Origin of the sequence: Lichenicoccus sp. (assembly GCF_965277665.1) — a bacterium.
GTDB lineage: Bacteria > Pseudomonadota > Alphaproteobacteria > Acetobacterales > Acetobacteraceae > Lichenicoccus.
Window position 1 is genome coordinate 152,795 of the sequence record NZ_OZ255835.1, and the last position, 21,731, is coordinate 174,525.

General features: G+C 69.2%; 19 protein-coding genes and 2 tRNA genes. 11 read left to right on the forward strand and 10 right to left on the reverse strand.

The features are described 5' to 3' along the window. Positions 1 to 23 precede the first annotated feature (23 nt). A complete protein-coding gene (locus tag ACQY4O_RS00705; RefSeq protein ID WP_428374341.1) occupies positions 24 to 818 on the forward strand; it encodes an ABC transporter ATP-binding protein in 795 nt (264 codons plus the stop codon). Beyond that, positions 815 to 1,597 (forward strand): ABC transporter permease, encoded by a 783-nt coding sequence (locus tag ACQY4O_RS00710; RefSeq protein WP_428374342.1) that lies wholly within the window; start codon positions 815 to 817, stop codon positions 1,595 to 1,597. The genes ACQY4O_RS00705 and ACQY4O_RS00710 overlap by 4 nt, the downstream gene beginning before the upstream one ends. A gap of 63 nt (positions 1,598 to 1,660) precedes the next feature. On the opposite strand, the gene ACQY4O_RS00715 is transcribed toward ACQY4O_RS00710, so the two are convergent. Beyond that, a complete protein-coding gene (locus ACQY4O_RS00715; protein ID WP_428374343.1) occupies positions 1,661 to 2,011 on the reverse strand; it encodes a hypothetical protein in 351 nt (116 codons plus the stop codon). Further along, the gene (gene fdh / locus ACQY4O_RS00720) at positions 2,001 to 5,201 is read right to left on the reverse strand and encodes a formate dehydrogenase (RefSeq protein ID WP_428374344.1); all 3,201 of its coding nucleotides are present in this window, start codon (positions 5,199 to 5,201) and stop codon (positions 2,001 to 2,003) included. Before fdh ends, ACQY4O_RS00715 begins: the two co-directional genes overlap by 11 nt. 93 nt (positions 5,202 to 5,294) lie before the next feature. Between fdh and ACQY4O_RS00725 the strand changes: the two genes are divergently transcribed. Genes ACQY4O_RS00725 through nrfD form a run of 3 tightly spaced genes read left to right on the forward strand, consistent with a single transcriptional unit; the run spans position 5,295 to position 7,572 of the window. Then, positions 5,295 to 5,528, forward strand: coding sequence for a hypothetical protein (locus ACQY4O_RS00725; protein WP_428374345.1), 234 nt, complete (start codon positions 5,295 to 5,297; stop codon positions 5,526 to 5,528). A 17-nt stretch (positions 5,529 to 5,545) separates the two neighbouring features. Further along, positions 5,546 to 6,487 carry a 4Fe-4S dicluster domain-containing protein gene (locus tag ACQY4O_RS00730; RefSeq protein ID WP_428378059.1) on the forward strand — a complete coding sequence of 314 codons (942 nt, stop codon included), beginning with the start codon at positions 5,546 to 5,548 and terminating at the stop codon, positions 6,485 to 6,487. Beyond that, entirely contained in the window at positions 6,487 to 7,572 is a 1,086-nt protein-coding gene (gene nrfD, locus ACQY4O_RS00735) for an NrfD/PsrC family molybdoenzyme membrane anchor subunit (RefSeq protein WP_428374346.1), read from the forward strand. Before ACQY4O_RS00730 ends, nrfD begins: the two co-directional genes overlap by 1 nt. Before the next feature lie 6 nt (positions 7,573 to 7,578). Here nrfD and ACQY4O_RS00740 read toward each other — a convergent pair. The 3 genes from ACQY4O_RS00740 to selA form a co-directional block, all read right to left on the reverse strand. Beyond that, positions 7,579 to 7,671 (reverse strand) — tRNA-Sec (locus ACQY4O_RS00740). A 12-nt stretch (positions 7,672 to 7,683) separates the two neighbouring features. Further along, positions 7,684 to 9,591 (reverse strand): selenocysteine-specific translation elongation factor, encoded by a 1,908-nt coding sequence (gene selB, locus ACQY4O_RS00745; RefSeq protein WP_428374347.1) that lies wholly within the window; start codon positions 9,589 to 9,591, stop codon positions 7,684 to 7,686. Then, positions 9,588 to 11,090, reverse strand: a complete 1,503-nt coding sequence (gene selA, locus ACQY4O_RS00750; RefSeq protein ID WP_428378060.1) for an L-seryl-tRNA(Sec) selenium transferase — start codon at positions 11,088 to 11,090, stop codon at positions 9,588 to 9,590. Before selA ends, selB begins: the two co-directional genes overlap by 4 nt. 34 nt (positions 11,091 to 11,124) lie before the next feature. Between selA and selD the strand changes: the two genes are divergently transcribed. Continuing rightward, positions 11,125 to 12,171, forward strand: coding sequence for a selenide, water dikinase SelD (selD, locus tag ACQY4O_RS00755; RefSeq protein ID WP_428374348.1), 1,047 nt, complete (start codon positions 11,125 to 11,127; stop codon positions 12,169 to 12,171). A gap of 6 nt (positions 12,172 to 12,177) precedes the next feature. Here the strand turns inward: selD and ACQY4O_RS00760 are convergent, their stop codons facing one another. After that, complete coding sequence (locus tag ACQY4O_RS00760; protein WP_428374349.1) at positions 12,178 to 13,011, reverse strand: phytanoyl-CoA dioxygenase family protein; 834 nt, start codon at positions 13,009 to 13,011, stop codon at positions 12,178 to 12,180. A gap of 14 nt (positions 13,012 to 13,025) precedes the next feature. Then, complete coding sequence (locus tag ACQY4O_RS00765; protein ID WP_428374350.1) at positions 13,026 to 13,856, reverse strand: FadR/GntR family transcriptional regulator; 831 nt, start codon at positions 13,854 to 13,856, stop codon at positions 13,026 to 13,028. Positions 13,857 to 14,025: 169 nt separating this feature from the next. On the opposite strand from ACQY4O_RS00765, the gene ACQY4O_RS00770 reads away from it, so the two are divergent. From ACQY4O_RS00770 to ACQY4O_RS00785, 4 genes are read left to right on the forward strand one after another with little or no spacing between them, the layout of a single operon-like run. After that, a complete protein-coding gene (locus ACQY4O_RS00770; RefSeq protein ID WP_428374351.1) occupies positions 14,026 to 15,012 on the forward strand; it encodes an ABC transporter substrate-binding protein in 987 nt (328 codons plus the stop codon). Positions 15,013 to 15,057: 45 nt separating this feature from the next. Beyond that, positions 15,058 to 16,590, forward strand: coding sequence for a sugar ABC transporter ATP-binding protein (locus tag ACQY4O_RS00775; protein WP_428374352.1), 1,533 nt, complete (start codon positions 15,058 to 15,060; stop codon positions 16,588 to 16,590). Further along, on the forward strand, positions 16,587 to 17,558 hold the full coding sequence (locus ACQY4O_RS00780) for an ABC transporter permease (protein ID WP_428374353.1): 972 nt from the start codon (positions 16,587 to 16,589) through the stop codon (positions 17,556 to 17,558). The genes ACQY4O_RS00775 and ACQY4O_RS00780 overlap by 4 nt, the downstream gene beginning before the upstream one ends. After that, positions 17,551 to 18,549, forward strand: coding sequence for an ABC transporter permease (locus ACQY4O_RS00785; protein ID WP_428374354.1), 999 nt, complete (start codon positions 17,551 to 17,553; stop codon positions 18,547 to 18,549). Before ACQY4O_RS00780 ends, ACQY4O_RS00785 begins: the two co-directional genes overlap by 8 nt. A 520-nt stretch (positions 18,550 to 19,069) precedes the next feature. On the opposite strand, the gene ACQY4O_RS00790 is transcribed toward ACQY4O_RS00785, so the two are convergent. From ACQY4O_RS00790 to ACQY4O_RS00800, 3 genes are all read right to left on the reverse strand, one after another. Next, positions 19,070 to 19,300, reverse strand: coding sequence for a hypothetical protein (locus ACQY4O_RS00790; RefSeq protein WP_428374355.1), 231 nt, complete (start codon positions 19,298 to 19,300; stop codon positions 19,070 to 19,072). Between the two features lie 127 nt (positions 19,301 to 19,427). Beyond that, a tRNA-Arg gene (locus ACQY4O_RS00795) sits at positions 19,428 to 19,504 on the reverse strand. Positions 19,505 to 19,558: 54 nt separating this feature from the next. Then, complete coding sequence (locus ACQY4O_RS00800; RefSeq protein WP_428374356.1) at positions 19,559 to 19,966, reverse strand: hypothetical protein; 408 nt, start codon at positions 19,964 to 19,966, stop codon at positions 19,559 to 19,561. 127 nt (positions 19,967 to 20,093) lie between these two features. On the opposite strand from ACQY4O_RS00800, the gene guaA reads away from it, so the two are divergent. Further along, on the forward strand, positions 20,094 to 21,668 hold the full coding sequence (gene guaA / locus ACQY4O_RS00805; protein ID WP_428374357.1) for a glutamine-hydrolyzing GMP synthase: 1,575 nt from the start codon (positions 20,094 to 20,096) through the stop codon (positions 21,666 to 21,668). Positions 21,669 to 21,731 lie beyond the last annotated feature (63 nt).

Below are 21,731 nucleotides of genomic sequence, written 5' to 3' on the forward strand. Positions count from 1 at the left end.
GGCGTCGCCAAAGCCGGGGCCGCATGAACCACTCGGAGCCGCCGCCGGTGGTGGCACTGCGCGCGGCCGGGATGGTGTTCGGCAACGGGGTGCGCGCGCTGGCGCCGACCGACCTTGCGATTGGCGCCGGCGAGTTCGTCAGCCTGATCGGGCCGTCCGGTTGCGGCAAGAGCACGCTGCTCAAGCTGGTGGCGCAGCTGCACGAGCCGACCGACGGGCGCATCGCGTGGTGGGGCCGCGATGTGCGCCGCGTCGGCGAGGCCGGGCGGCGGCTCGCCTTCGTGTTCCAGGACCCGACGCTGATGCCGTGGGCGGACGTCGCCACCAACGTGCGGCTGCCGCTCGATCTCGCGCGCGTCCCGCGCGGGGAGGCATCCGAGCGCGTCGTGGCGGCGCTGCGCCAGGTCGGACTGGCGGACCGCCACGCCGAACGGCCGCACCGCCTGTCGGGCGGCATGCGCATGCGTGTCTCGATCGCGCGCGCGCTGGTCACCGACCCGGACCTGCTGCTGATGGACGAGCCGTTCGGCGCGCTGGACGAGTTCACCCGCAACCGGCTGGACGAGGACCTGCTGGCGCTGGCGGCGGATCGGCAGCTCACCACCCTGTTCGTCACCCATTCGATCGGCGAGGCCGCGTTCCTGTCCTCGCGCGTGCTGGTGATGGCGGCCGCTCCGGGCCGGATCGTCGCCGAGTACCGGATCGAGCAGCCGCCGCACGACGCCGCTACCAGGCTCGATGAGCGCTACGCCGAGCATTGCCGGTGCCTGTCGCGCTTGTTGCACGAAGCCTCCGGCGGGGTGGGAGGCCGGGCATGACGCCGCTGCTGCACCGGCCGGCGGTGTCGCGCGTGCTGGCGCCGGCCCTGGTCGGCCTGCTGTTGCTCGGCCTGTGGCAGGCCTGCTGCACTGCCTGGCAGGTGCCGTCCTATATCTTCCCGGCCCCCACCGCCATCGCCGGCAGCCTGCGCGCGAACCTGCCGGCCCTGCTGCACGCCCTGCTTGCCACCATGGAGGTGACGCTGGTCGCCCTGGCGATGGCGGTCCTGGCCGGCACGCTGATCGCCTTTTTGTTCGTGCAGAGCCGGGCGATCGAGCTCAGCCTGATGCCGTATGCGATCATGCTGCAGGTCACTCCGATCGTCGCGGTGGCGCCACTGATCATCATCCTGGTGAAGAACATCTTCTGGTCGCTGGTGCTGTGCGCCACGGTGATTGCCCTGTTCCCGGTCATCTCCAACACCACGCTCGGATTGCGCAGTGTCGATCCGGGATTGCTCGCCTTCTTCCGCATGAACCAGGCGAGCCGGCTGCAGACGCTGTGGCGCCTGCGGGTGCCGAGCGCGCTGCCGTTCTTCCTCGCGGGTTTGCGGGTGTCCGCTGGCCTTTCGCTGGTGGGAGCCGTGGTGGCGGAGTTCGTGGCCGGCACCGGCGGCCGCAGCGCAGGCCTCGCCTACGAGATCCTGCAGGCCTCGTTCCAGCTCGACATCCCGCGCATGTTCGCCGCCCTGTTCCTGATCACGCTGGCCGGCATCGCCCTGACGCTGGCCACCGCGGCGATCAGCCGCTGGCTGCTGCGCGATCGCCAGCCGGACTGACAGGACGTGACGGCCAGGGGCTTTGCCCCTGGAACCCCAGCAAAGGCTCGCCTTTGCAAACCTCTATTTTAAATGCGGGTCTGGGGTCTCAGGCCCCAGCGGGTCCAGGGCAGAGCCCTGACCTTGCTCTGCCTGGATATCGGCCAACCAGCCGCGCGCCTGCCTGATTGCGTCCCAGGGCGGCGTGCCGAGCGGAAATTGGCCGGCCATGATCATGCTCAGGATGGCATTCAACCCGTCCAGGCGCTGACGTCTCTGCGCGATGTCGCGGGCGGCCACCTCGTCGCGCAAGGCACTCACCTGCACCAGAGCGTCGGAAAAGGCAGCGCCGTCGCGTTCCGGGGCCGCCGCGATCGCCTGGTCCAGCGACGCCAGCGCCCGGCCGATGCGCTCTTCCGGCCGCTCATCCGGCAAGGCGCTGGCCTCCCGGACGCGCCAGTCGTCCCGGCCTCAGGTTGCAGGTGATCGCCTTGGTGGTGTGGATGCTGACATTCGGATCGCCGCTGATGGCGAACAGCACGTTGGCGATGTCGCCGGTGGCGTAGCCCTCGTGCCCGAATATCCAGGGCATGCCGATCTGGTGCACCGTGCGACCGCCCAGCTTGAACGCCCGCATGCGTTCGGTGACCAGGGCGCGCACCTCGATCTCGCCGCGCAGTGTCGAGAGCACCGTCCAGTCGAGGCTTTTCAGCCCGTGCTCGGCCGCAAGCTCGGTCGAGATCTCGACGAAGCCCTCGGGCTGCAGTTCCGCGGTATGCGGCATCACCCGGCTCGGAATGCCGCCGCAATGCATCTCGGTCAGCCGGTAGGTGGTGAAGATGTAGGGGAACCGCGGGTCCTCGGGCGGATGCATCTCGTTGCCCGGCCGCGTCCACAGCTTGGCCACCGGATTGTAGGACCGCGAGCTGTACATCAGGTTCCTCACCGGGCTTTCGACCGGCTCGTAATGCGCCGGAAGCGGGCCGTCCTTCAGGCCCGTCGGCACGAACAGCATCGCGCGGCCGTCGGCTTGCATGATGAACGGGTCGGCACCACTATGCGCGTCCATGCCGTGCGGGCGGGTGCTCCAGTCCGGGCGATAGCCTGGTGGCTTCTCCTCCTGGAAATCCGGCACGTCGTTGCCGGTCCAGAGCTGCTTGCCTGCGTCCCACCAGATCGACTTCTTGCGCTCCGACCAGGGCCTGCCTTCGGGATCCGCCGAGGCCCGGTTGTAGAGCGTGCGCCGGTTCGCGGGCCAGGAGAACGCCCAGCCGGCATGGCTGTTCGGGCCGCCGGGCAGGTCCGGCCGGCGCGATCGCGCGACGTTGTGCCCCTCGCGCGGGAAGACGCCGCAATACATCCAGCCGCCGCATGCGGTGCTGCCGTCGTCCTTGAGGTCCTTGAACGTCGCGACCTGTTTGCGATCGCTCACGGTATAGCCGTTGATCTCGCGCAGCACGTCTTCCGGATCGGGCTCCTGTCGCTCGCCACGCAGCGTGTAGGTCCAGGTCAGGGCCTGCAATCCGCGGTCGCGCGGCTCGGTGCTGTTGGCGTACAGTTCTTTCAATCGGCGCCCGAGATGAGTGATGAACCAGAGATCGGACCGGCTGTCGCCCGGTGCCTCGCATACCATGTCGTGCCACTGTACCAGACGGCTGGTGTTGGTGACGGTGCCGTCCTTTTCGCCCGGCATCGCCGCCGGCAGGAAGAAGATTTCGGTGCCGATCTGCGCCGAGGTCAGTTCGCCACGCTGCACGAGGCGGCTGTTCTTCCAGAAATTGCCGGTTTCCGTCATCGCGAAGTCGCGAACGACCATCCATTTCAGCTTCGAGAAGCCGCGCACCACCATGTCGGAATTGACCGCGCCCACCACCGGGTTCTGGCCCAGGATGAACTGGCCGCGCACCAGGCCGTCCGCCATTGCCAGCGTCATCGGCTCGTAGGACACGTCGCCGGTCAGCTTCGGCAGATAGTGGTAGCCGTACTGGTTGTCGGCGGTGGCGCCGTCGCCGTACCACGCCTTGAGCAGGCTGACCACGTATTTGGGCATGTTGGCCCACCAGCCGGTGGTGGGCGTCTCGGTGTGCAGATAGTCCTCCAGCGAGCCGTGCTGGCTGAACACGTTCGGCTGCGGCAGGTAGGTGGGCAGCATGTTGTAGAGCGTCGGGATGTCGGTCGAGCCCTGGATGCTGACATGGCCGCGCAGCGCCATGATGCCGCCGCCGGGTCGGCCGACATTGCCCAGCAGGCCCTGGATGATCGTGGACGCCCGGATGATCTGCACGCCGACGGAATGATGCGTCCAGCCCACCGCGTAGCAGAACGCGCCGGTGCGATCGCGGCCGGAATTGCGCGCCAGCGCGTCGGCCACGCGCAGGAACGTCGCGGCCGGGCAGCCGGTGATCGCCTCGACCATTTCCGGGGTGTAGCGCGCGAAGTGCCGCTTCATGATCTGATAGACGCACAAGGGATGTTCGAGCGTCATGTCGACCGGCGGCCGGCTTTCGGTCATCGACTCGAAATCGCCGTCCCGGTCCTGCTCCTGCATCGTGGCACGATGTTCGGAGACCGAGGAGGGCACGATTTTGCCCTTGTACTGCCAGGTGTCGTGGCTGTACGACCCGGTCGCCTCGTCGAACCCCGAGAACACGCCGTCATTGTCGTCCGGCCCGAGATAGCCATCCTCGATGATGTGGGCGATGTTCGTGTAGTTCAGGGCATAGTCCCTGAACCACAGATCGTTCTCGAGAATGTAGCGGATTATCCCGCCCAGGAACGCGATGTCGCTCCCGGCGCGGATCGGCGCGTGGATGTCGGCGAGCGCCGAGGTCCTGGTGAAACGCGGATCGACATGGATGACGGTGGCACCCCGACGCTGCGCTTCGACCACGAAGCGGAACGCGATCGGATGGTTCTCCGCCATGTTGGAGCCCATGATGACCACGCAGTCGGCACTTTCCAGGTCCCACAGGGACATGGTGGCGGCGCCCCGGCCGAAGGAGGTGCCCAGACTGGGCACCGATGAGGAGTGTCAGATTCGGGCTTGGTTCTCGATACTGGCGATGCCCAGGCCACCGGCGAACAACTTCTTGATGAGGTAGTTTTCCTCGTTGTCCATGGTGGCGCCGCCGAGCGATGCGATGCCGAGCGTGTGGTTGATCGCGCGGCCGTCCGGCAGCGTCTCGGCGAAGGTGTCGTCGCGTGTCTGCTTGGTGAGCTGGGCGATCCGCTCCATGCACCAGTCGAGCGGCTTTTGCTCCCACTTGTCCGAATGGGGCGCACGGTAGAGGGCGGTCGAGATACGCTCCGGCGACAGCAGCATGCCGAGCGTGCCGGCGCCCTTCGGGCAGAGCGTGCCCTGGTTCACCGGGCTGCGCGGATCGCCCTCGATATGGATCGGCTTGCCGTTCTTGGCGTAGATCAGCTGGCCGCAGCCGACCGCGCAGAACGGGCAGACGCTGGTGCCGACGCGGTCGGCGTCCTCGAGCCGCGGACGCAGCGTCTCGGAGCCGTGGCTGCGGGAGGCATCGGTGAACAGCTTCTGGCCGGCGAGCTGACGCGGCAGGCTCCAGTCGCGCAGGAAGTCTCGGGCCCGGGCGGCCACCCCCTTGTTGAGCTTCTTCATCACCGTCTCCCGAGACCGTCCACGATCTTCGAACCCAGCCTATCATCGGGAGTTGAACCGCGTGAGCGCACGGCTGCGTGAGGATGTGGGGCGATGCCGACGATGACGGGGACCGTGACGATCGTGCAGGAGAGCCGCTTCCAGCTGACCGATGACGCGGGCGTCTCCCACCTGTTCCTGCTCGGCCACGCCTCGATGGCGGAACCCGGGCAGCTGGCACCGTTGCAGCACACACAGGCGCGTGTCCGGGTGACGTATTTCCAGCCCCGCAACATCATCGGTATGGTCGCCAGATCCGTCGAGGTCGCAGACGCGTCCGGCCACTAGGAAGCACGATCTTGGACATGCATCCCCGCCTGCAGGACTACACCCAGTCGAGCCTGGACCGGGTGATCCCCAACGAGTCCGAGCTGACATCGGGCGCGTTGATCGAGCCGGGCAAGTCGTACGGCTTCTTCACCGACACCACGGTGTGCATCGGCTGCAAGGCGTGCGAGGTCGCCTGCAAGGAATGGAACAACCTGCCGGCCGACAATATCGGCCTGACCGGGCAGAGCTATGACAACACCGGCGCCCTGTCGGCCAACACCTGGCGCCACGTCAACTTCATCGAGAAGACCGGCGACGGCTGCGGCACCAAGGAAGGTGGCGGGTGCGGCAGCAGCAATGGCGGCGTGCGCGACAACGACCAGCCGGCGTTCCAGAGCGGCTGGCTGATGATGAGCGACGTCTGCAAGCACTGCCACAACCCGCCCTGCATGGAGGCCTGCCCGACCGGCGCCCTGTTCAAGACCGAGTTCGACACCGTGGTGGTGCAGCAGGACATCTGCAACGGCTGCGGCTACTGCGTCCCGGCCTGTCCGTTCGGGGTGGTGGATCTCAGCGCGCTGGACGGCAAGGCGCATAAATGCACCCTCTGCTACGACCGGCTGAAAGGCGGACTGGAGCCGGCCTGCGCGAAGTCCTGCCCGACCGATTCGATCATGTTCGGCGAGATCGGCGACCTCACCGTGCGCGCCCGCAACCGCGTCGCCCAGCTGCATGAGCGGGGCGTGGAGAGCGCCTATCTCTACGGCGCCCCGGACGAGCCAGGCGCCACCGGCGGCCTCGAATATCTCAACGCGTTCTTCCTGCTGACCGATCGTCCGGAGGTCTACAACCTGCCGGTGGCACCGACGCGGGCCGCGCGTCGCGTGCTGCCCGGCCTGCTGTCGGGCTTTGCCGCCATGACCGGCCTCGCCGTCGCCGCGGCGGTGTTCCTGGGTGGCAGCTGGGACGCACGCTGATGTCGACGTCGTACCAGGCGGCCAGCCTCGGCGCCGAGGACAGGACCGAAGTCCCGGCCAGCACCGCCGAGCGCGACATGCCCGCACGTCCAGGCTGGAGCGGCCCGACCTATTATGGGCGTTCGCAGCTCAAGGCGTCGCCGTTTAACGAGTGGGTCGTCGGCGGCTACATCTTCCTGGCCGGGCTGTCCGGTGCCTCGATGCTGCTGTCCACGCTCACCGACCTGGTGCAGCCCGGGCGCGGCCGCGCCACGGTGCGCAACGGCCGCTATCTGTCGTTGCTGGCGCCGGTGCTGGGCTCGCCGTTGCTGATCTGGGACCTGCACACGCCGCAGCGGTTCTACAACATGCTGCGCATCGCCAAGCACACCTCACCGATGTCGATCGGCACCTGGATCCTGATGGGGTTCTCGGGCTTTGCCGGGGCGAGCGCGGTCGCGGAATTGCTGTCGACCCGGCTGCCGTGGCTGCGCTTTGCTGCAAAGGCGGCGCAGGTCCCGGGGGCGCTGACCGGAGCGGGGCTGGGCTCCTACACCGCGACCCTTCTCTCGGCCACCAGCACGCCGTTCTGGGCCGCGGCACCACGCATGCTGGCGGTGCGCTTCGCCTCGAGTTCGATCGCGAGTGGCGCCGCCGCCCTGGCCCTGCTTGAGCCCGACCACGCCATGCGCCGCCGGCTCGGCGCCATCGCCACCGTGGCACTCGCCACCGAACTGGTCGCCGGCGCCGTGGCGGACCGCACCTACGAGCGCACCGGCGTCGCCGACGCCCGCCAGAGCTTTTACGGGCGCATGGAGCGCATCGGCGTGACAGCCTTCGGCTGCGCCCTCCCGATCGGGCTGCACCTGGCCAGCCGGTTCACCGACCGTCGCACCGCACGCCAGCTCGGTGCGATCGCGTCGGGGGCGACGCTCGCCGGCAGCCTGCTGTTCCGGGTCTCGCAGATCGGCATCGGCGACGAGTCTGCCCGCCGCCCGGAGATCAGCTTCCGCTTCAGCCAGCCGGAGAACCTGCCCGACAAGCGGCAGGGCTACGCGATCCGCGAAAAGCTGCGCAAGCTGGCCTACGCAAGGAACAAACGATAGGACACGTGGCGGAGGCGGATGGGAATCGAACCCACCGCCCGTTCTTGACGGGCCGCTGGTTTTGAAGACCAGGAGGGCCACCAGACCCCGATCGCCTCCCTGGGCTCTGCCCTAACAGTTTTGTCCGGGCCCACCAAGCACGCGTCGGTCGCCGACCCGGCGGGTGACCTGGATCGCATCGAGATGTTCCAGCAGCGGCACGCTGAACTTGCGCGAGATGCCGAGCGCCGTGCCGGCCTCCTTCACCAGCACTCCGTCCCCCGCTGCCAGCAGCGGCGCCAGCATACGGCGCGCCAGCTCGATGGCGTCGCGATGGAACAGCACGTCGCGCTTCTGCACGCGGTCGCGGGCGCGCACCACCACCCCGGCGCGCACCAGCCGGTCGAGCATGCGGCGCAGCTGGAGGTCGGTGGCCTCCGGCATGTCCGGCGGCGTGAGACCGCCGCGCCGCAGCGCCTCCGCCAGCCGCAGCATCTGCTGGTCCTCGCGCTGCGCCTGCGCGCGCTCTTGCGCCGGCTGCGCCACGCGCACCAGGCCACCCTCCTGGCGCAGCGCTCCGGCCGCCACCAGCCGCGCCACCGCCTCGTCCAGCACCGCGGCGCCCGCCGCCGGAACCAGCGCGCCGAGCCGTTCGCGCGACATCCCCTGCGGATGCGTCGTCGCATGCTCTGGCGCGCGCGCGCTCAGCAGGCGAGGCAGGGCGCCCATCAGCTTCTCGAACACGGCGCGTCCGACTACCCCTTCGCCGCGCGTGCGGATCACGTCGAGGCTCGCCAACGCCGGGGCCACCAGCGCCGGGCTGCTGCCGGCCAGCCGCGACAGCGCCGCCAGCGACAGGCCCGCGCCGCCCGCGCCCTCGACCGCCTCGAGCAGGATGCCGTCGCCGGTGGCATCGGCCAGCGCCTGGAGGCGTTCGAGGCCGCGCGGCGTATGACGACGCAGCCGACGCGCCGCCGGATCGAGCACCGGGCCGCCGGCGACCGTCGCCGCCGGGGAGGCGGTGCGCAGGATGAAGCGCTCGCGCGCCGGCACCGCAACCATGCGCGAACAGTGCAGCTGCGCCAGGGCGATTGCGCCGGGCTCCAGCACCTCGCGGTCGAGCAGGCGCACCCGGGCCTCCACCTCCTCGGTGCCGAACAACAGGTGCAGGCGCATCGTGGTCCGGATCGGCGGTGCGCCGGCGACGCTGTTGAGCTGCACCGAGAGCCAGTCTGCGGGAAGCAGCAGTGCCGGCTCGCAGAGGGCCACGCCGCGCGGCACCTCGCTCGCTTCCACGCCGCGCAGGTTGAGGGCGACGCGCTGCCCCGGCTCGGCCGACTGCACCGCATGGCCATGCACCTGCAGCGACCGGATGCGCACACGCCGACCCTCCGGCACCACGTCCAGGGCGGTGCTCGCCTGCAGCGACCCGCGCCGCAGCGTTCCGGTCACCACCGTGCCGTGGCCGGGCATCGTGAAGGCGCGGTCGACCGGCAGCCAGGCGAAGCCGCATGCCAGATGATGTCGCCCGTCCACCAGCGCCGCGCCGATCGCCTGCCGGACCGCATCGAGTCCGGTCCCGGTCACCGTCGAGGTCAGGATCGGCGGCATGGCGCTCCGCAGCCCCGCCTCCGCCGCGAAGGCGGCAACCGCGTTCGCAACCGACGCCGCCTGGTCCGGCGACACCAGATCGGTTTTGGTCAGCACGATCACGGCGCGCCTGAGCCCGAGCAGCACGGCGATGTCGACATGCTCGACCGTCTGCGGCTTGACCCCCTCGTTCGCCGCCACCACCAGCAGGACCGCATCGATCCCGGTGGCGCCCGACACCATGGTGCGTACGAACCGTTCGTGGCCCGGCATGTCGATGAGGTCGATCTCGTCGGTGCCGAGGCGCATGTGCGCGAAGCCCAGCGCGATCGAGATGCCACGCCGCTGCTCCTCCGGCAGACGGTCGGTCTGCATGCCGGTGAGCGCCCGCACCAGGGCGGTCTTGCCGTGATCGACATGGCCGATCACGCCCAGCAGCAGCCGTCTCATGGGTTCAGGCTGGCCCGGACTGCGGTGGCGACCACCGGGATCTCGTCGTCGGTGACCGTCAGCATGTCGAGCAGCAGCCGGCCGCCGGACAGCCGTCCGACCACGGCCGGATGGCGCAGGCGGAGCCGCGCGGCCAGCGTCTCAGCGGTAAGGGCCTCGGGAAGCAGCGCCACGGCCTGGCTTGGGATGACGGTGTCGGGCAGCGTGCCGCCGCCGGCATAGCCGGTGCTCGCCTCGCTGGTAGCGGCGATCGCGTCACCGAGCCAATCGCAGAGTTTTTGTGCCCGCGCCTGCAGCGTCGCCTCCTCCTGGCCGAGCATGCGCAGCACCGGGATCTGCGTCACCGCCGCGTCAATGTTCCCATACAGGCGGAGCGTGGCCTCCAACGCCGCCAAAGACATCTTGTCCAGCCGCACTGCACGCAGCAGCGGATGCCGGCGCAGCGGCGCCAGCGTGGCGGCACGCCCGACCAGCAGTCCCGCCTGCGGGCCACCCAGCAGCTTGTCGCCGCTGAAGGCGACGATGTCCGCACCCGCCGCCAGCGCTTCCTGCACGGTCGGCTCATGCGGCAAGCCGAACCGGCGCAGATCCACCAGCGCGCCGCTGCCGAGATCCTGCATCAGCACCAGGCCGTGCGTGCGCGCCAGCGCCGAGAGCTCGGCCATCGACGCCGCGGCGGTGAAGCCGACGATGCGGTAGTTGCTCTGGTGCACCTTGAGCAGCATGCGCGTGCGTGGCGTGATGGCGTCGGCATAGTCGGCGATCCGCGTCTTGTTGGTGGTGCCGACCTCGACCAGGCGCGCGCCACCCTGCCGGATCACGTCCGGGATGCGGAAGCCGCCACCGATCTCCACCAGCTCGCCGCGCGAGACGATCACGTCTCCACCCTCGGACCCGCCGGCGAGCGCCCCCCCTGCAAGCGCACTCAGCGCCAGCAGCACCGCCGCCGCCGCGTTGTTCACCGCGAGCCCCGCTTCGGCGCCGGTCAGCGCCGTCAGCCACGGCTCGATCCCCTGCGTGCGCGACCCGCGTATGCCTGCGGACAGGTCGAACTCCAGGTTCGAGTAGCCGCGCGCGACCGCGACCACCGCTTCCACCGCCGCCTCGGCCAGCGGCGCGCGTCCCAGGTTGGTGTGCAGCACGATCCCGGTGGCGTTGATCGCGGGACGCAGCCGCGGGCGTCCCTGCTCCGCCAGGAGGCCGGCCGCGCGCGCGATTAGCTCCTCCGAGGAGGGCGGCGGATGCGGGCTGCCGCCGAGCAGATCCGCCCGCGCCTGCTCCAGCACGAGGCGCAGCGCCGTCACCAGGGCCGAACGGCCGGCCTGCCGCTCCAGCCCCTGCGACTGCCCCAGCTCCAGCAGCCGCTGCAGCTGGGGCAGGGCGCGCAGTCCCGCGCGCGCATCGGTGATCCTGTCCAGCCTTGCATCCTCCTGGCTTGCGCGGGACTCCAGTCGTAGATGAGCCCCCGAAGTCGTAAATGAGCCCCCGAAGTCGTAAATGAGCCCTTGAGCGCGTCAACGCGAGGAACGCCGAATGACCGAAACCGACGTTCGGCTGACCGCGCTGGCGCACGGCGGCGGCTGCGGCTGCAAGCTCGCCCCCTCGGTGCTGCAGCAGATCCTCGCCGACATGCCGCTCGCCGGTCCGTTCGCCAACCTGCTGGTCGGCACCGAGACCGGCGACGATGCCGCGGTGTATCGCCTGAACGACACCCAGGCGCTCGTCGCCACCACCGATTTCTTCATGCCGGTGGTCGACGATCCGGAGCTGTTCGGCCGGATTGCCGCGACCAATGCGCTGTCCGACATCTACGCCATGGGCGCAACACCGATCCTCGCACTCGCCATCCTCGGCATGCCGCTCGGCAGGATCAGCATCGCGGCCATCCGCCGCATCGTCGCGGGGGGTATGGCCACCTGCGCCGAGGCCGGCATTCCGGTCGCCGGCGGTCACTCGATCGACAGTCCGGAGCCGATCTACGGCCTGGTGGCACTCGGCCTGGTGCATCCGGAGCGGCTGATGCGCAACAGCAGCGCACAAGCCGGCGACAGGCTGATCCTGACCAAGGGCCTCGGGATCGGCATCTACAGCGCGGCCCTGAAGCAGGGCCGGCTCGATCCCGCCGGCTACCAGGCGATGATCGCGTCCACGACGCAGCGCAACGATGTCGGCATCGCTCTGGCCGGCATGCCCGGCATGCACGCGATGACCGATGTCACCGGCTTCGGGCTGCTTGGCCATGCGCTGGAGCTGTGCCGGGGCTCGGGGCTCGCCGCGACGCTGCGGATGACGGACGTCCGGCTGCTGCACGGCGCGGCAGGGCTGGCGCGGGACGGGGTCAGGACCGGGGCCGGGTCGCGCAACTGGGCGAGCTATGGCGAAGACGTGCGGCTCGAGCCCGACATCGGGGAGTGGCAGAAGGACCTGCTGTGCGACCCGCAGACCAGTGGCGGCCTCCTGCTCGCGGTTGCCGCCAGTGCGGTGGACGGCGTGCTGGCCCTGCTGCGCGCGCGCAACTACCGATTCGCGAGCGTGATCGGCGAAGTGGCCGTGGGTTCACCTTCCGTCATTGTCGGGTAGCGGCCGTCAGCCCATCACCAGTCCCTCGATGTCGTGCTTCTGGGTGATCGGCACCAGCTGCTCGACGACGCGGCAGACGAGGTGCTCGCGCAGGGTGGCCGGCAGCGCCTCGTAGAAGCCGCGGGTGACCATCATGTCGTGCAGCGCCGCGTGGCCGGCGCCGGGTGCGTCGAAGCCGAGCACCAGCACCGGGCGGGCGATCGGCGACGGGTGCGCCGTGCCGCGATGCACGGTGAGCGCCGAGCGGCAGGAGATGTCGCCGCGCTGCGGAAACTTGCGCACGCCGCGCTCGGCAAAGCGCTCGCACGCGGCTTGCGCCGGAAACATCTCGTGCGCCCACTCGCGGCCATCGTCCCAATGGGTCCCCGTTGCGATCTCGAACGGACCCATATCCGGGGTCACATCGACGCCGGTGATGTTGAAGGCGAGCGACGTGATCCGGTGGTCGGCATAGCTGTCGGGCGGCGAGGGGAAGTCGCGATGCCAGGGCTGGTTCCTGGCTCCCTGGAACGGGGTGTCGAAGCCGACCTCGACGATCTGCCAGTCCTGTCCTAGCACCGCCTCGGCCATTGCCGTGATCCACGGGTGGGTGGCGAAATCGACGAAGCCGCTCAGCGCCTCGGGATGCAGCTCGACATACCAGCGTCGCGGCCCGCGTCCGACCGCCCCGCCGGGCCGCTGAATGGAATCCCAGAACGCCGTCATCATGTCGTCGTGCAGCCGATCCACCCACGCGCGGGACAGGCCGCCCTTCAGCCCGACGACGCCGTCGCGCTGCAGCGTCGCCGCATCCTGGCTGAGATCGAACTCCAAAACCTGTTCCGATGCGGTGGTTGGCATGCCGTCTCTCCTCGTCAGTCGAGCTTGTCGCTCGCCTGGACGACTCGCGCCAGGGCCTGGCGCGCATCCTCGCCGGCGCTCTCAAGCAACGCGCGCATGCTCGATCCGGCCCGGTCCGCATCGCCATCGCGTATAGCGGCCAGCACGGCCTCGTGCTGGGCCAGCGACAGCTCCGGCGCTGAGGCATGCGAGCGCCAGTTCAGGCGGAAGGCGGCCATGAGCGAGGAGCCGATCACCGCGCCGAAGGAGGAGAGGAAGGCATTGTCCGCCGCTGCGAGCACCGCGACATGGAAGCGCAGGTCCGCCGCCACCGTCTCCGTCACCTCGTCCGGATCCGCCACCTCGTCCGGATCCGCCGCGCCGTCCGGGCGCGCCGCCGCCTGGGCCTGGCACATCTGCAGGAAGGCCGAGGCGATGGCGGCGATCTCACCTTCGCCGCCGCGCCGGGCGGCCAGTGCTGCGGCAGCGGGTTCGACCACCATGCGGGCCTCGAACAGCCGGCCGATATAGGCGTCGCTCGGCTCCTGCTCGAGATGCCAGGCCAGCACCTGCGCATCGAGCATGTTCCAGCCGGCCCGCGGGCGCACCTGGGTGCCGACCTTGCGTCGCCCGACGATCATGCCGCGGGCGCCCAGCAGCCGGAAGCCCTCGCGCAGCGCCGGGCGCGAGACGCCGAGCTCCGCGCAAAGCTCGTGCTCCGTCGGCAGCAGGGCGCCCGGCGGGAAGCGGCCTGCCACGATCCGCAGCCCGATCGCGTGGGCGACATGCTCGCTGACATCGCGCCTGCGGGCCTGTTCTCCCTTCCAGATTGGACGCGATGCCGGGGCTGGTCTTTTGTCTGACATAAGGTAGATTAACATTGAAGAGGCGATGGTTCACCAGGGCCTCGACGACATGCGGACACGCCGGATCAAGGCAAGCCGCCCAGGGAGCTCGACGATCATGATTTTTTTCCAACCCCGGTTCCGGTTCGGCAGCCTGATGGCTGCCACCGCCCTGATGGCTGCCACAGCATTGACGTGCGCACTTGCGGGCCCGGCGTTTGCCCAGGCGGGCGAGCAGGTTGTCGGCAGCACGTCCTCGGCGGTGTGCACCAACTCGGCCGGCACCCACGCGTCGCTGGCCGGCATGGTGGTCGGCTTCTCCCAGTCGGAGAACGAGCAGAACCCGTTCCGCGCGGCGGAGACCAACTCGGTCAAGGCGGCGGCGAAGAAGGCCGGCGTGGCGCGCCTGCTCTACACCAACGCCAATGACGACCAGGCCAAGCAGGTCGCCGACATCGAAAGCATGATCAGCCAGGGTGCGAAGGCGATCATCGTGGCACCGCTGAACGCGACCGGCCTGCAGCCCGCACTGGAACAGGCGGCGTCGAAGAACATCCCGGTGGTGACCATCGACCGCGCCACCGCCGGCACGCCTTGCCGCAACTTCATCACCAATATCGGCTCGGACTTCTATGTCCAGGGACAGCGCTCGGCCGATGCGCTGGCGGCGGCGACCGGGGGAAAGGCCGAGATCGTCGAGATCCAGGGCGCTTACGGCAACGCGGTCGAGACGCAGCGCACGGCGGGATTCGCCGATGCGCTGAAGCAGCATCCCGACATGCACCTGCTGGCGGCGCAGACCGGCAACTGGTCGGCCACCGACGCACAGCGCGTGATGGAGCAGATGCTGCTGGCGCACGCGACCGCCACGGCGATGTATTCGCATGCCGACGTGATGACGCTGGGGGCGATGCGCGCGATCCAGCAGAGCGGCAAGCAGCCCGGGCACGACATCGCCATCGTCTCGATCGACGGCACCAAGGCACTCGTCCAGGCCATCACGGCAGGACGCGCGCAGGCCGACGTCGAGACCAACCCGCGCTTCGGGCCGCTTTCCTTCAAGGCGCTGGGCGACTGGTTCGCCGGCAAGCCGGTCTCGCAGAAGTTGATCATGAAAGACGCATTGTACGACAAGGCAAATGCCGCGTCGGCACTCAAGCACGGCGCGCCGTACTAGCCACCACGTTCCCGAGACGATTCTATGCTTCTGAGAACGCGTGACGTGGGCAAGAGCTTCGGCAACGTGCCCGCGTTGCGCGACGTGACGTTCACCGTCGAGGCCGGCGAGGTGCACGGGCTGATGGGCGAGAACGGTGCGGGGAAATCCACGCTCATCAAGATCCTGACCGGCTTGCATCAGCCGAGCAGCGGCGAGATGTGGCTCGACGACAAGCCGGTCGCGTTCGACAGCCCGCGTGCGGCGCAGCGCGCGGGGGTCGCCGCGGTGTATCAGGAAATCAACCTGATCCCGGAGCGCAGCGTCGCCGCCAACATATTCCTCGGCCGCGAACCGCGCCGCTTCGGCGTGCTGACCGACCAGGCGGCCATGTGGCGGCAGTCCGGCGCACTGCTCCGGCGCTACGGCCTCGACATCGATCCGCGCCAGCCGCTGCGCAGCCTGGGCTTAGGGATCCAGCAGATGGTCTCGATCGTCCGCGTGGTCTCGCTCGGCGCACGCGTCGTCATCATGGACGAGCCGACATCGGCACTCAGCGGCGCCGAGGTGGATCTGCTCTACACCGTGGTCGAGCAGTTGCGGCGCGAGGGCAAGGGCATCGTCTATGTCAGCCACCGTCTGTCCGAATGCTACCGTCTGTGCGACCGGCTGACGGTGCTGCGCGACGGGCGCATGGTCGAGACCGCCAAGGTGGCGGACCTGCCGCGAGCCCGCCTGATCGCAGCCATGCTCGGCCGCGAGGCGATGGCCGCCGGACCGTCGGCCGGCGAACGTGCGGCGCGCGCGCAGACCGTCCGCGCACAAGGCGATGTCGGGGCGAAGGCGCTCAGCGTGCGCGGGCTGTCGTGGCGGCGCCGGGTGCTGGACGTGTCGCTCTCGGTGCGGCGCGGCGAGATCCTCGGTCTCGCCGGCCTGCTCGGCTCCGGCCGTACCGAGACCCTCAAGGCGATCTACGGCGCCGAGACGCCGGAGAAGGGCGAGGTCCGGCTCGGCGAAAACGCTCTCGCGTCGCCTACACCGACGCGCAGCATCCGCCAGGGACTGGCCTTCCTCTCGGAGGATCGCCGCTCGGAAGGCATCTTCCCGCGTCTGTCGGTACGCGAGAACCTGACCGCGGCGGTGCTGCCGCGCATCTCCCGCCTCGGGGTGGTCTCACGTCGCCGGCAGGATGAACTGGTTGCGCGCTATGTCCGCTCGCTCGGCATCAAGACCTCGGGGCCGTCGGCGCTGATTTCCGAACTCTCGGGCGGCAATCAGCAGAAGGTGCTGATCGCGCGCGCGCTCTGCACCGAGCCCGCGGTGCTGATGCTGGACGATCCGACGCGCGGCATCGATGTCGGCGCCAAGGCCGAGGTGCATCGCACGGTGCGGGCACTCGCCGGCGACGGTCTCGGCGTGCTCGTCACCTCTTCCGAAGTCGAGGAACTCATGGAACTTGCCGACCGGCTGGTGGTGCTGACCGAGGGCGCGGTGACCGGCGAGCTCGAGACCGCCGGACGCGAGTCCGAGGACGTGCTGGCGCTGCTGGCGGGCGCCGACGGCACGACAGGCGGCAAGACGGGCCTCGTCTCGGCGTGAGCGGTACCGGAGTGACATCCGCGGGCACGTCCCGGCTTCCGGCCGGCTGGGTGCGGCTGTGGAGCGTCTATCTCGCCTTCGTCGCCCTGGTGCTGTTCGATCTCGCGGTGACGCCCGGCTTTCGCAATCCGGCGGTTATACGCAGCCTGCTGTTCGAATCCGCACCCGTCATCCTGATCGGCCTCGGCCAGAGCCTGGCGATCGGCACGCGCGGCATCGATCTTTCGGTCGGCTCGGTGATGGCGCTGAGCTCGGCGGTGATCGGAGTCACGCTGGCGTGGGATCCTGTCGGTGGCCAGGCGACCTCGATGGCACTCGGCATCGGCGCCGGCCTGTGCTGCGGGCTGCTCAACGGGCTGCTGATCGCATTCCTGCGCATCGATCCGCTGATCTCCAGCCTGTCGCTGCTGGTGGCAGCCCGCGGCCTGGCCCAGGCGCTGCTCGGCGGCGCGCGCGCCGACCTGCCGTTCGACGGCGCGATCCCCTGGCTGGGTGCCGCCACCGTCTCGGTGCTGCCGGTGACCGCGCTGCTGGCACTCGCCATCGCCGTATTGTTCTCGTTCATCGTGCGCCGCACGACCTTCGGCCACTACGCGATCTTCGCCGGCGCCAGCCGCACCGCTTCGTTCCTGGCCGGCCAGCCGGTGCGGGCGACGCTGGTGTTCGTCTATGGCCTGAGCGGCCTGCTCGCCGGCATCGCGGGCCTGTTCGCAACCGCGCGTCTCGGCGCCGCCGACCCCAACTATATCGGCGTGCAGTTCGAGCTCGACGCGATTGCCGCCTCGGTGATCGGCGGCACGCCGCTGTCCGGCGGCCGCGTCTCGACCATCGGCACGGTGTTCGGCGTCCTGCTGCTGGAGGTGCTCGATGCGAGCTTCATCATGAACAACGTGAACTCGACCTACGCCCAGATCCTCAAGGCGGGGTTCATCATCGCAGCACTCTACCTGCAGCGGGCAGGTGGCTAGGCCGGTGGCGGACGGGCTCGGGCAGGCCACCCTCGACCGCCGCCGCTTCGGCGGCGCGCAGCTGATCGCGCTGATCCAGGCGCGTGGCGCGATCGTGGTGCTGGCGGCGGTCGTGCTGGTCGCGGGAGTTGCGTTTCCCGACTTCCTGCACGCCGGCAACCTGCAGGACATCGTGACGGCGGCGACCTTCCTGGGCCTCGTCGGCATCGGGCAGACCTTCGTCATCATCCTGGGCGGCTTCGATCTCGCCGTGGGATCGATGGTCAGCGTCGGCACCGTGCTGGCCGCCTATGCGCTTCCGTACGGCTGGGCCGCCGCCCTGCTGCTGCCGGCCGTCGCGGGCGTCCTGGTCGGCCTGATCGACGGGCTGCTCATCGCGCGGGCCCGGATGGCGCCGTTCATCGTCACCCTGTCGGCGCTGCTGGCGCTGAAGGGCGTCGCCGTGGCGCTGGCCGGCGAGAGCATGGTCATCGCCCATTCGGGCTTCTTCGGCCGCATCGCCAACGGACAGATCGCGGGCATCAACACCTTGATCCTGATCCTGCTGGGCGCGTTCGGGATCGCCGCCATCGTGCTCAACCGCACCTCGTTCGGCGCCGCGGTGTTCGCCATCGGCGGCAACGAGGAGGCGGCCCGCATGCTCGGCATCCGGGTCGAGCGTGTGAAGATCCTCACCTACTGCCTCAGCGGCGGCCTGAGCGGCCTGGCCGGGGCGTTGCTGGCGGCCCATCTCAGCAGCGGTCTCTCGGCCGCCGGCAACGGCTACGAGCTGCAATCGATCGCAGCCGCCGTGATCGGCGGCGTGCTGCTCACCGGTGGTGTCGGCACCATGGCCGGAGCCCTCGCGGGCGTGCTGCTGCTGGGGCTGATCAACAATATCATCAACCAGATCGGCAGCCTGAGTGCCGCCTACCAGGGCCTGGCCGGCGGCGTGTTCCTGCTGCTCGCGGTGATCATCCAGTCTGGCCTGAGCCGCGGGCGCCGATCCTGAGGCAGCGCTTCCGGCGGTGCCGATCAGGTCGGCGCCGCCGGACCGAAGGGCCTCAACTGAACTGATACCCTCATGAGCCGCCTTGCGCGCAGGCCGGTCGCCAGGCACCGGGCGCCCCGCAACCCGAGCAGGGCAGTTTGAACCGCCCATGCATAACCGGCGTGCGCATAGCAGGTGCGCGTGCAAGTTAGGCATGCGCATTTGTCTGTGGCGCTGCGGGTAGCTGCCCACCAAGTCTCCGCTCGCTTCGAACGATATTCCTTGTTCGGAGCAGGTTGGGACTTCACTATGTCGAACTACACCAAGATGCCTGAGCTTCGTCGTGATCGAGTGTCAGTCATCACCAACGTCGCGACTGTCGCGGTCGTGGCCATTGTTTCTAGTGGCCTGTGGATGCTCGTTCGCTGACGCAAATTCGCGCATGTCTCGGCTTTGGGGGTGGGTATGGCTCACCCCCTGGCTGGGGCGGGGACGTTGGGGGCACGGCGTCTCGAAGCTTTCGGCGCCCGCCGGATGAAGGTCAGGCGCTCGGAAGGCGCGTTATGGATGCGACGCAAGTTCTCGCTCGCTCAATGAACTCGCGTTCAATGTCTCCCGACGGGGGAATGGCTGCGAGATAGAGCTCGGCCGCTCCCTTGATGCGGTCGCGCAATGCCGGATCGGTCGAGCTTGCCTGCTCGATCAGCGCGCGTATCGCCGTCTCGATCGCTAAAAGTCGCGGGCCGAGCCCGACATCTGGTCTGCCTGACATTCTGCCCTCATCCCGTAAACCGGTGGCTCGCGTGGGGAGCACCCGCGAATGATGGAAGAAGCTGTGGAACGGGGCGACCCCTCGCGTCGACGATCCGGGCTTTTATTCTCGCTGACCCGTTGGAATCTGGCGCACCCGGAAAGACTCGAACTTCCAACCCCCAGATTCGTAGTCTGGTGCTCTATCCAATTGAGCTACGGGTGCCTGCCTTGGGCGGGGGACTTAGCCCGAAAGGTTGAGGGCCGCAACCCTTGCAGTCTAACGCCCGAGGGCGCGCTGCAGCGGCCGGTCGCGGGCCCGCAGCAACAGCACCTCCGCCCTGCAGCTCGGCGTCCCGTAAAGCCCGACGATGGTCTTGTCCTGCGAATGGCCATCGAACACCATCGGCACCGGCTTGTGGTCGACGCCCGGCAGCTGCAGCTGGGCGTACAGGTGCTGGCCGTCCGGCTTCACCTTGCCCTCCAGCACCAGCACCCCGTCTGCCGGCGCAAAGCTGACCTCGCCGGCATGGATGACCAGGGTGGAGGGACGCAAGGTGGGGCAGGTGCCCTGCAGGGTGCGGAGCGTTCCCGACCAGGAGCCGTGCAACACCTCAGCGGGGACGGCCTCGGCCGGGGTGGCGACCACGGTGGCAACGGCGACGAACGCAAGCAGGACTGAGCGCATGGCGCCAGGCTAATTCGGCGGCTCGGCGACCGCCAGGGCCGGCAAGGCTTGCGCCGGGTCGGAGTGTCGTGCTGCAAGCCACACCCTGGGCCGCTCACCGGTTCCTGACCTCGATGGGGTATCCGCCATGAGCCTTCCGCTGGAAGCCGTCCTGCACGAGGATCGGGTGCTGATCCTGGATTTCGGCAGCCAGGTCACGCAGCTGATCGCCCGCAGGGTGCGCGAGAGCGGCGTGTACTGCGAGATCTGGCCGTACAGCGCCAGTATCGAGCGCATCCGCGGCTTCGGACCGCGCGGCGTCATTCTGTCGGGGGGGCCCTCCAGCGTGCCCGAGGCCGGCTCGCCGCGCGCGCCGGAGCAGGTGTGGGCACTCGGCGTGCCGGTGCTGGGGATCTGCTACGGCCAGCAGACGATGTGCCAGCAGCTGGGCGGCGAGGTGTTGCCGTCGGACCACCGCGAGTTCGGCCGCGCCCATGTCGACATCCTCGAGGACTGCGCGCTGTTGCGCGGCGTCTGGCAGCGCGGCGGCCGCGAGCAGGTCTGGATGAGCCATGGCGATCGGGTCAGCCGCCTGCCGCCGGGCTTCCGGGCGGTCGCGGTCAGCGAGGGCGCGCCCTATGCGATCATCGCCGACGAGGGGCGGCGGCTCTATGGCGTGCAGTTCCATCCCGAAGTGGTGCACACCCCGCATGGCGCGGCACTGCTGCGCAACTTCACCCACGACGTCGCCGGCTGCCGGGGCAAGTGGAGCATGGCCGGGTTCCGGGACATGGAGATCGACCGCATCCGCGCGCAGGTCGGCAGCGGCCAGGTGATCTGCGGGCTTTCCGGTGGGGTGGACTCTTCGGTGGCGGCGGTGCTGATCCACGAGGCGATCGGCGAGCAGCTCACCTGCATCTTTGTCGATCACGGCCTGCTGCGCGCCGGCGAGGCGGAGGAGGTGGTGCGCACCTTTCGCGGCCGCTTCAACATCAAGCTGGTGCATCGCGACGCGAGCGCGCTGTTCCTCGATGCGCTCGAAAGCGTCACCGACCCGGAGACCAAGCGCAAGACCATCGGCCGCCTGTTCATCGAGGTGTTCGAGCAGGAGGCCAAGACCCTCGGCGGCGCCGATTTCCTGGCCCAGGGCACGCTGTATCCGGACGTGATCGAGAGCGTCAGCTTCACCGGTGGCGCCTCGGTCACCATCAAGTCGCACCACAATGTCGGCGGTCTGCCCGAGCGCATGCGCATGCAGCTGGTCGAGCCGTTGCGCGAGCTGTTCAAGGACGAGGTGCGCGCCCTCGGACGCGAGCTCGGCATCCCCGAGAGCATCGTCGGCCGGCACCCGTTCCCGGGCCCCGGCCTGGCCATACGCATTCCCGGGGCGATCACCCGGGACGGTCTCGCCTTGCTGCGCAAGGCGGACAGCATCTTCCTGGAGGAGATCCGCGCCGCCGGGCTGTACGATGCGATCTGGCAGGCCTTCGCGGTGCTGCTGCCGGTGCGCACCGTGGGCGTCATGGGCGACGGCCGCACCTACGACCAGGCTTGCGCGCTGCGCGCTGTGACCAGTACCGACGGCATGACGGCGGACGTCTATCCGTTCGACATGGGGTTCCTGAACCGGGTGGCCGGGAGGATCGTCAACGAGGTGCGCGGCATCAACCGGGTGACGTACGACATCACGTCCAAGCCGCCGGGAACGATCGAGTGGGAGTGAAGGGGGCGTACCACGGAGTAGTGCCGGATCGCAGAGGACACGCGGGCGAATCCCTAGGCCATG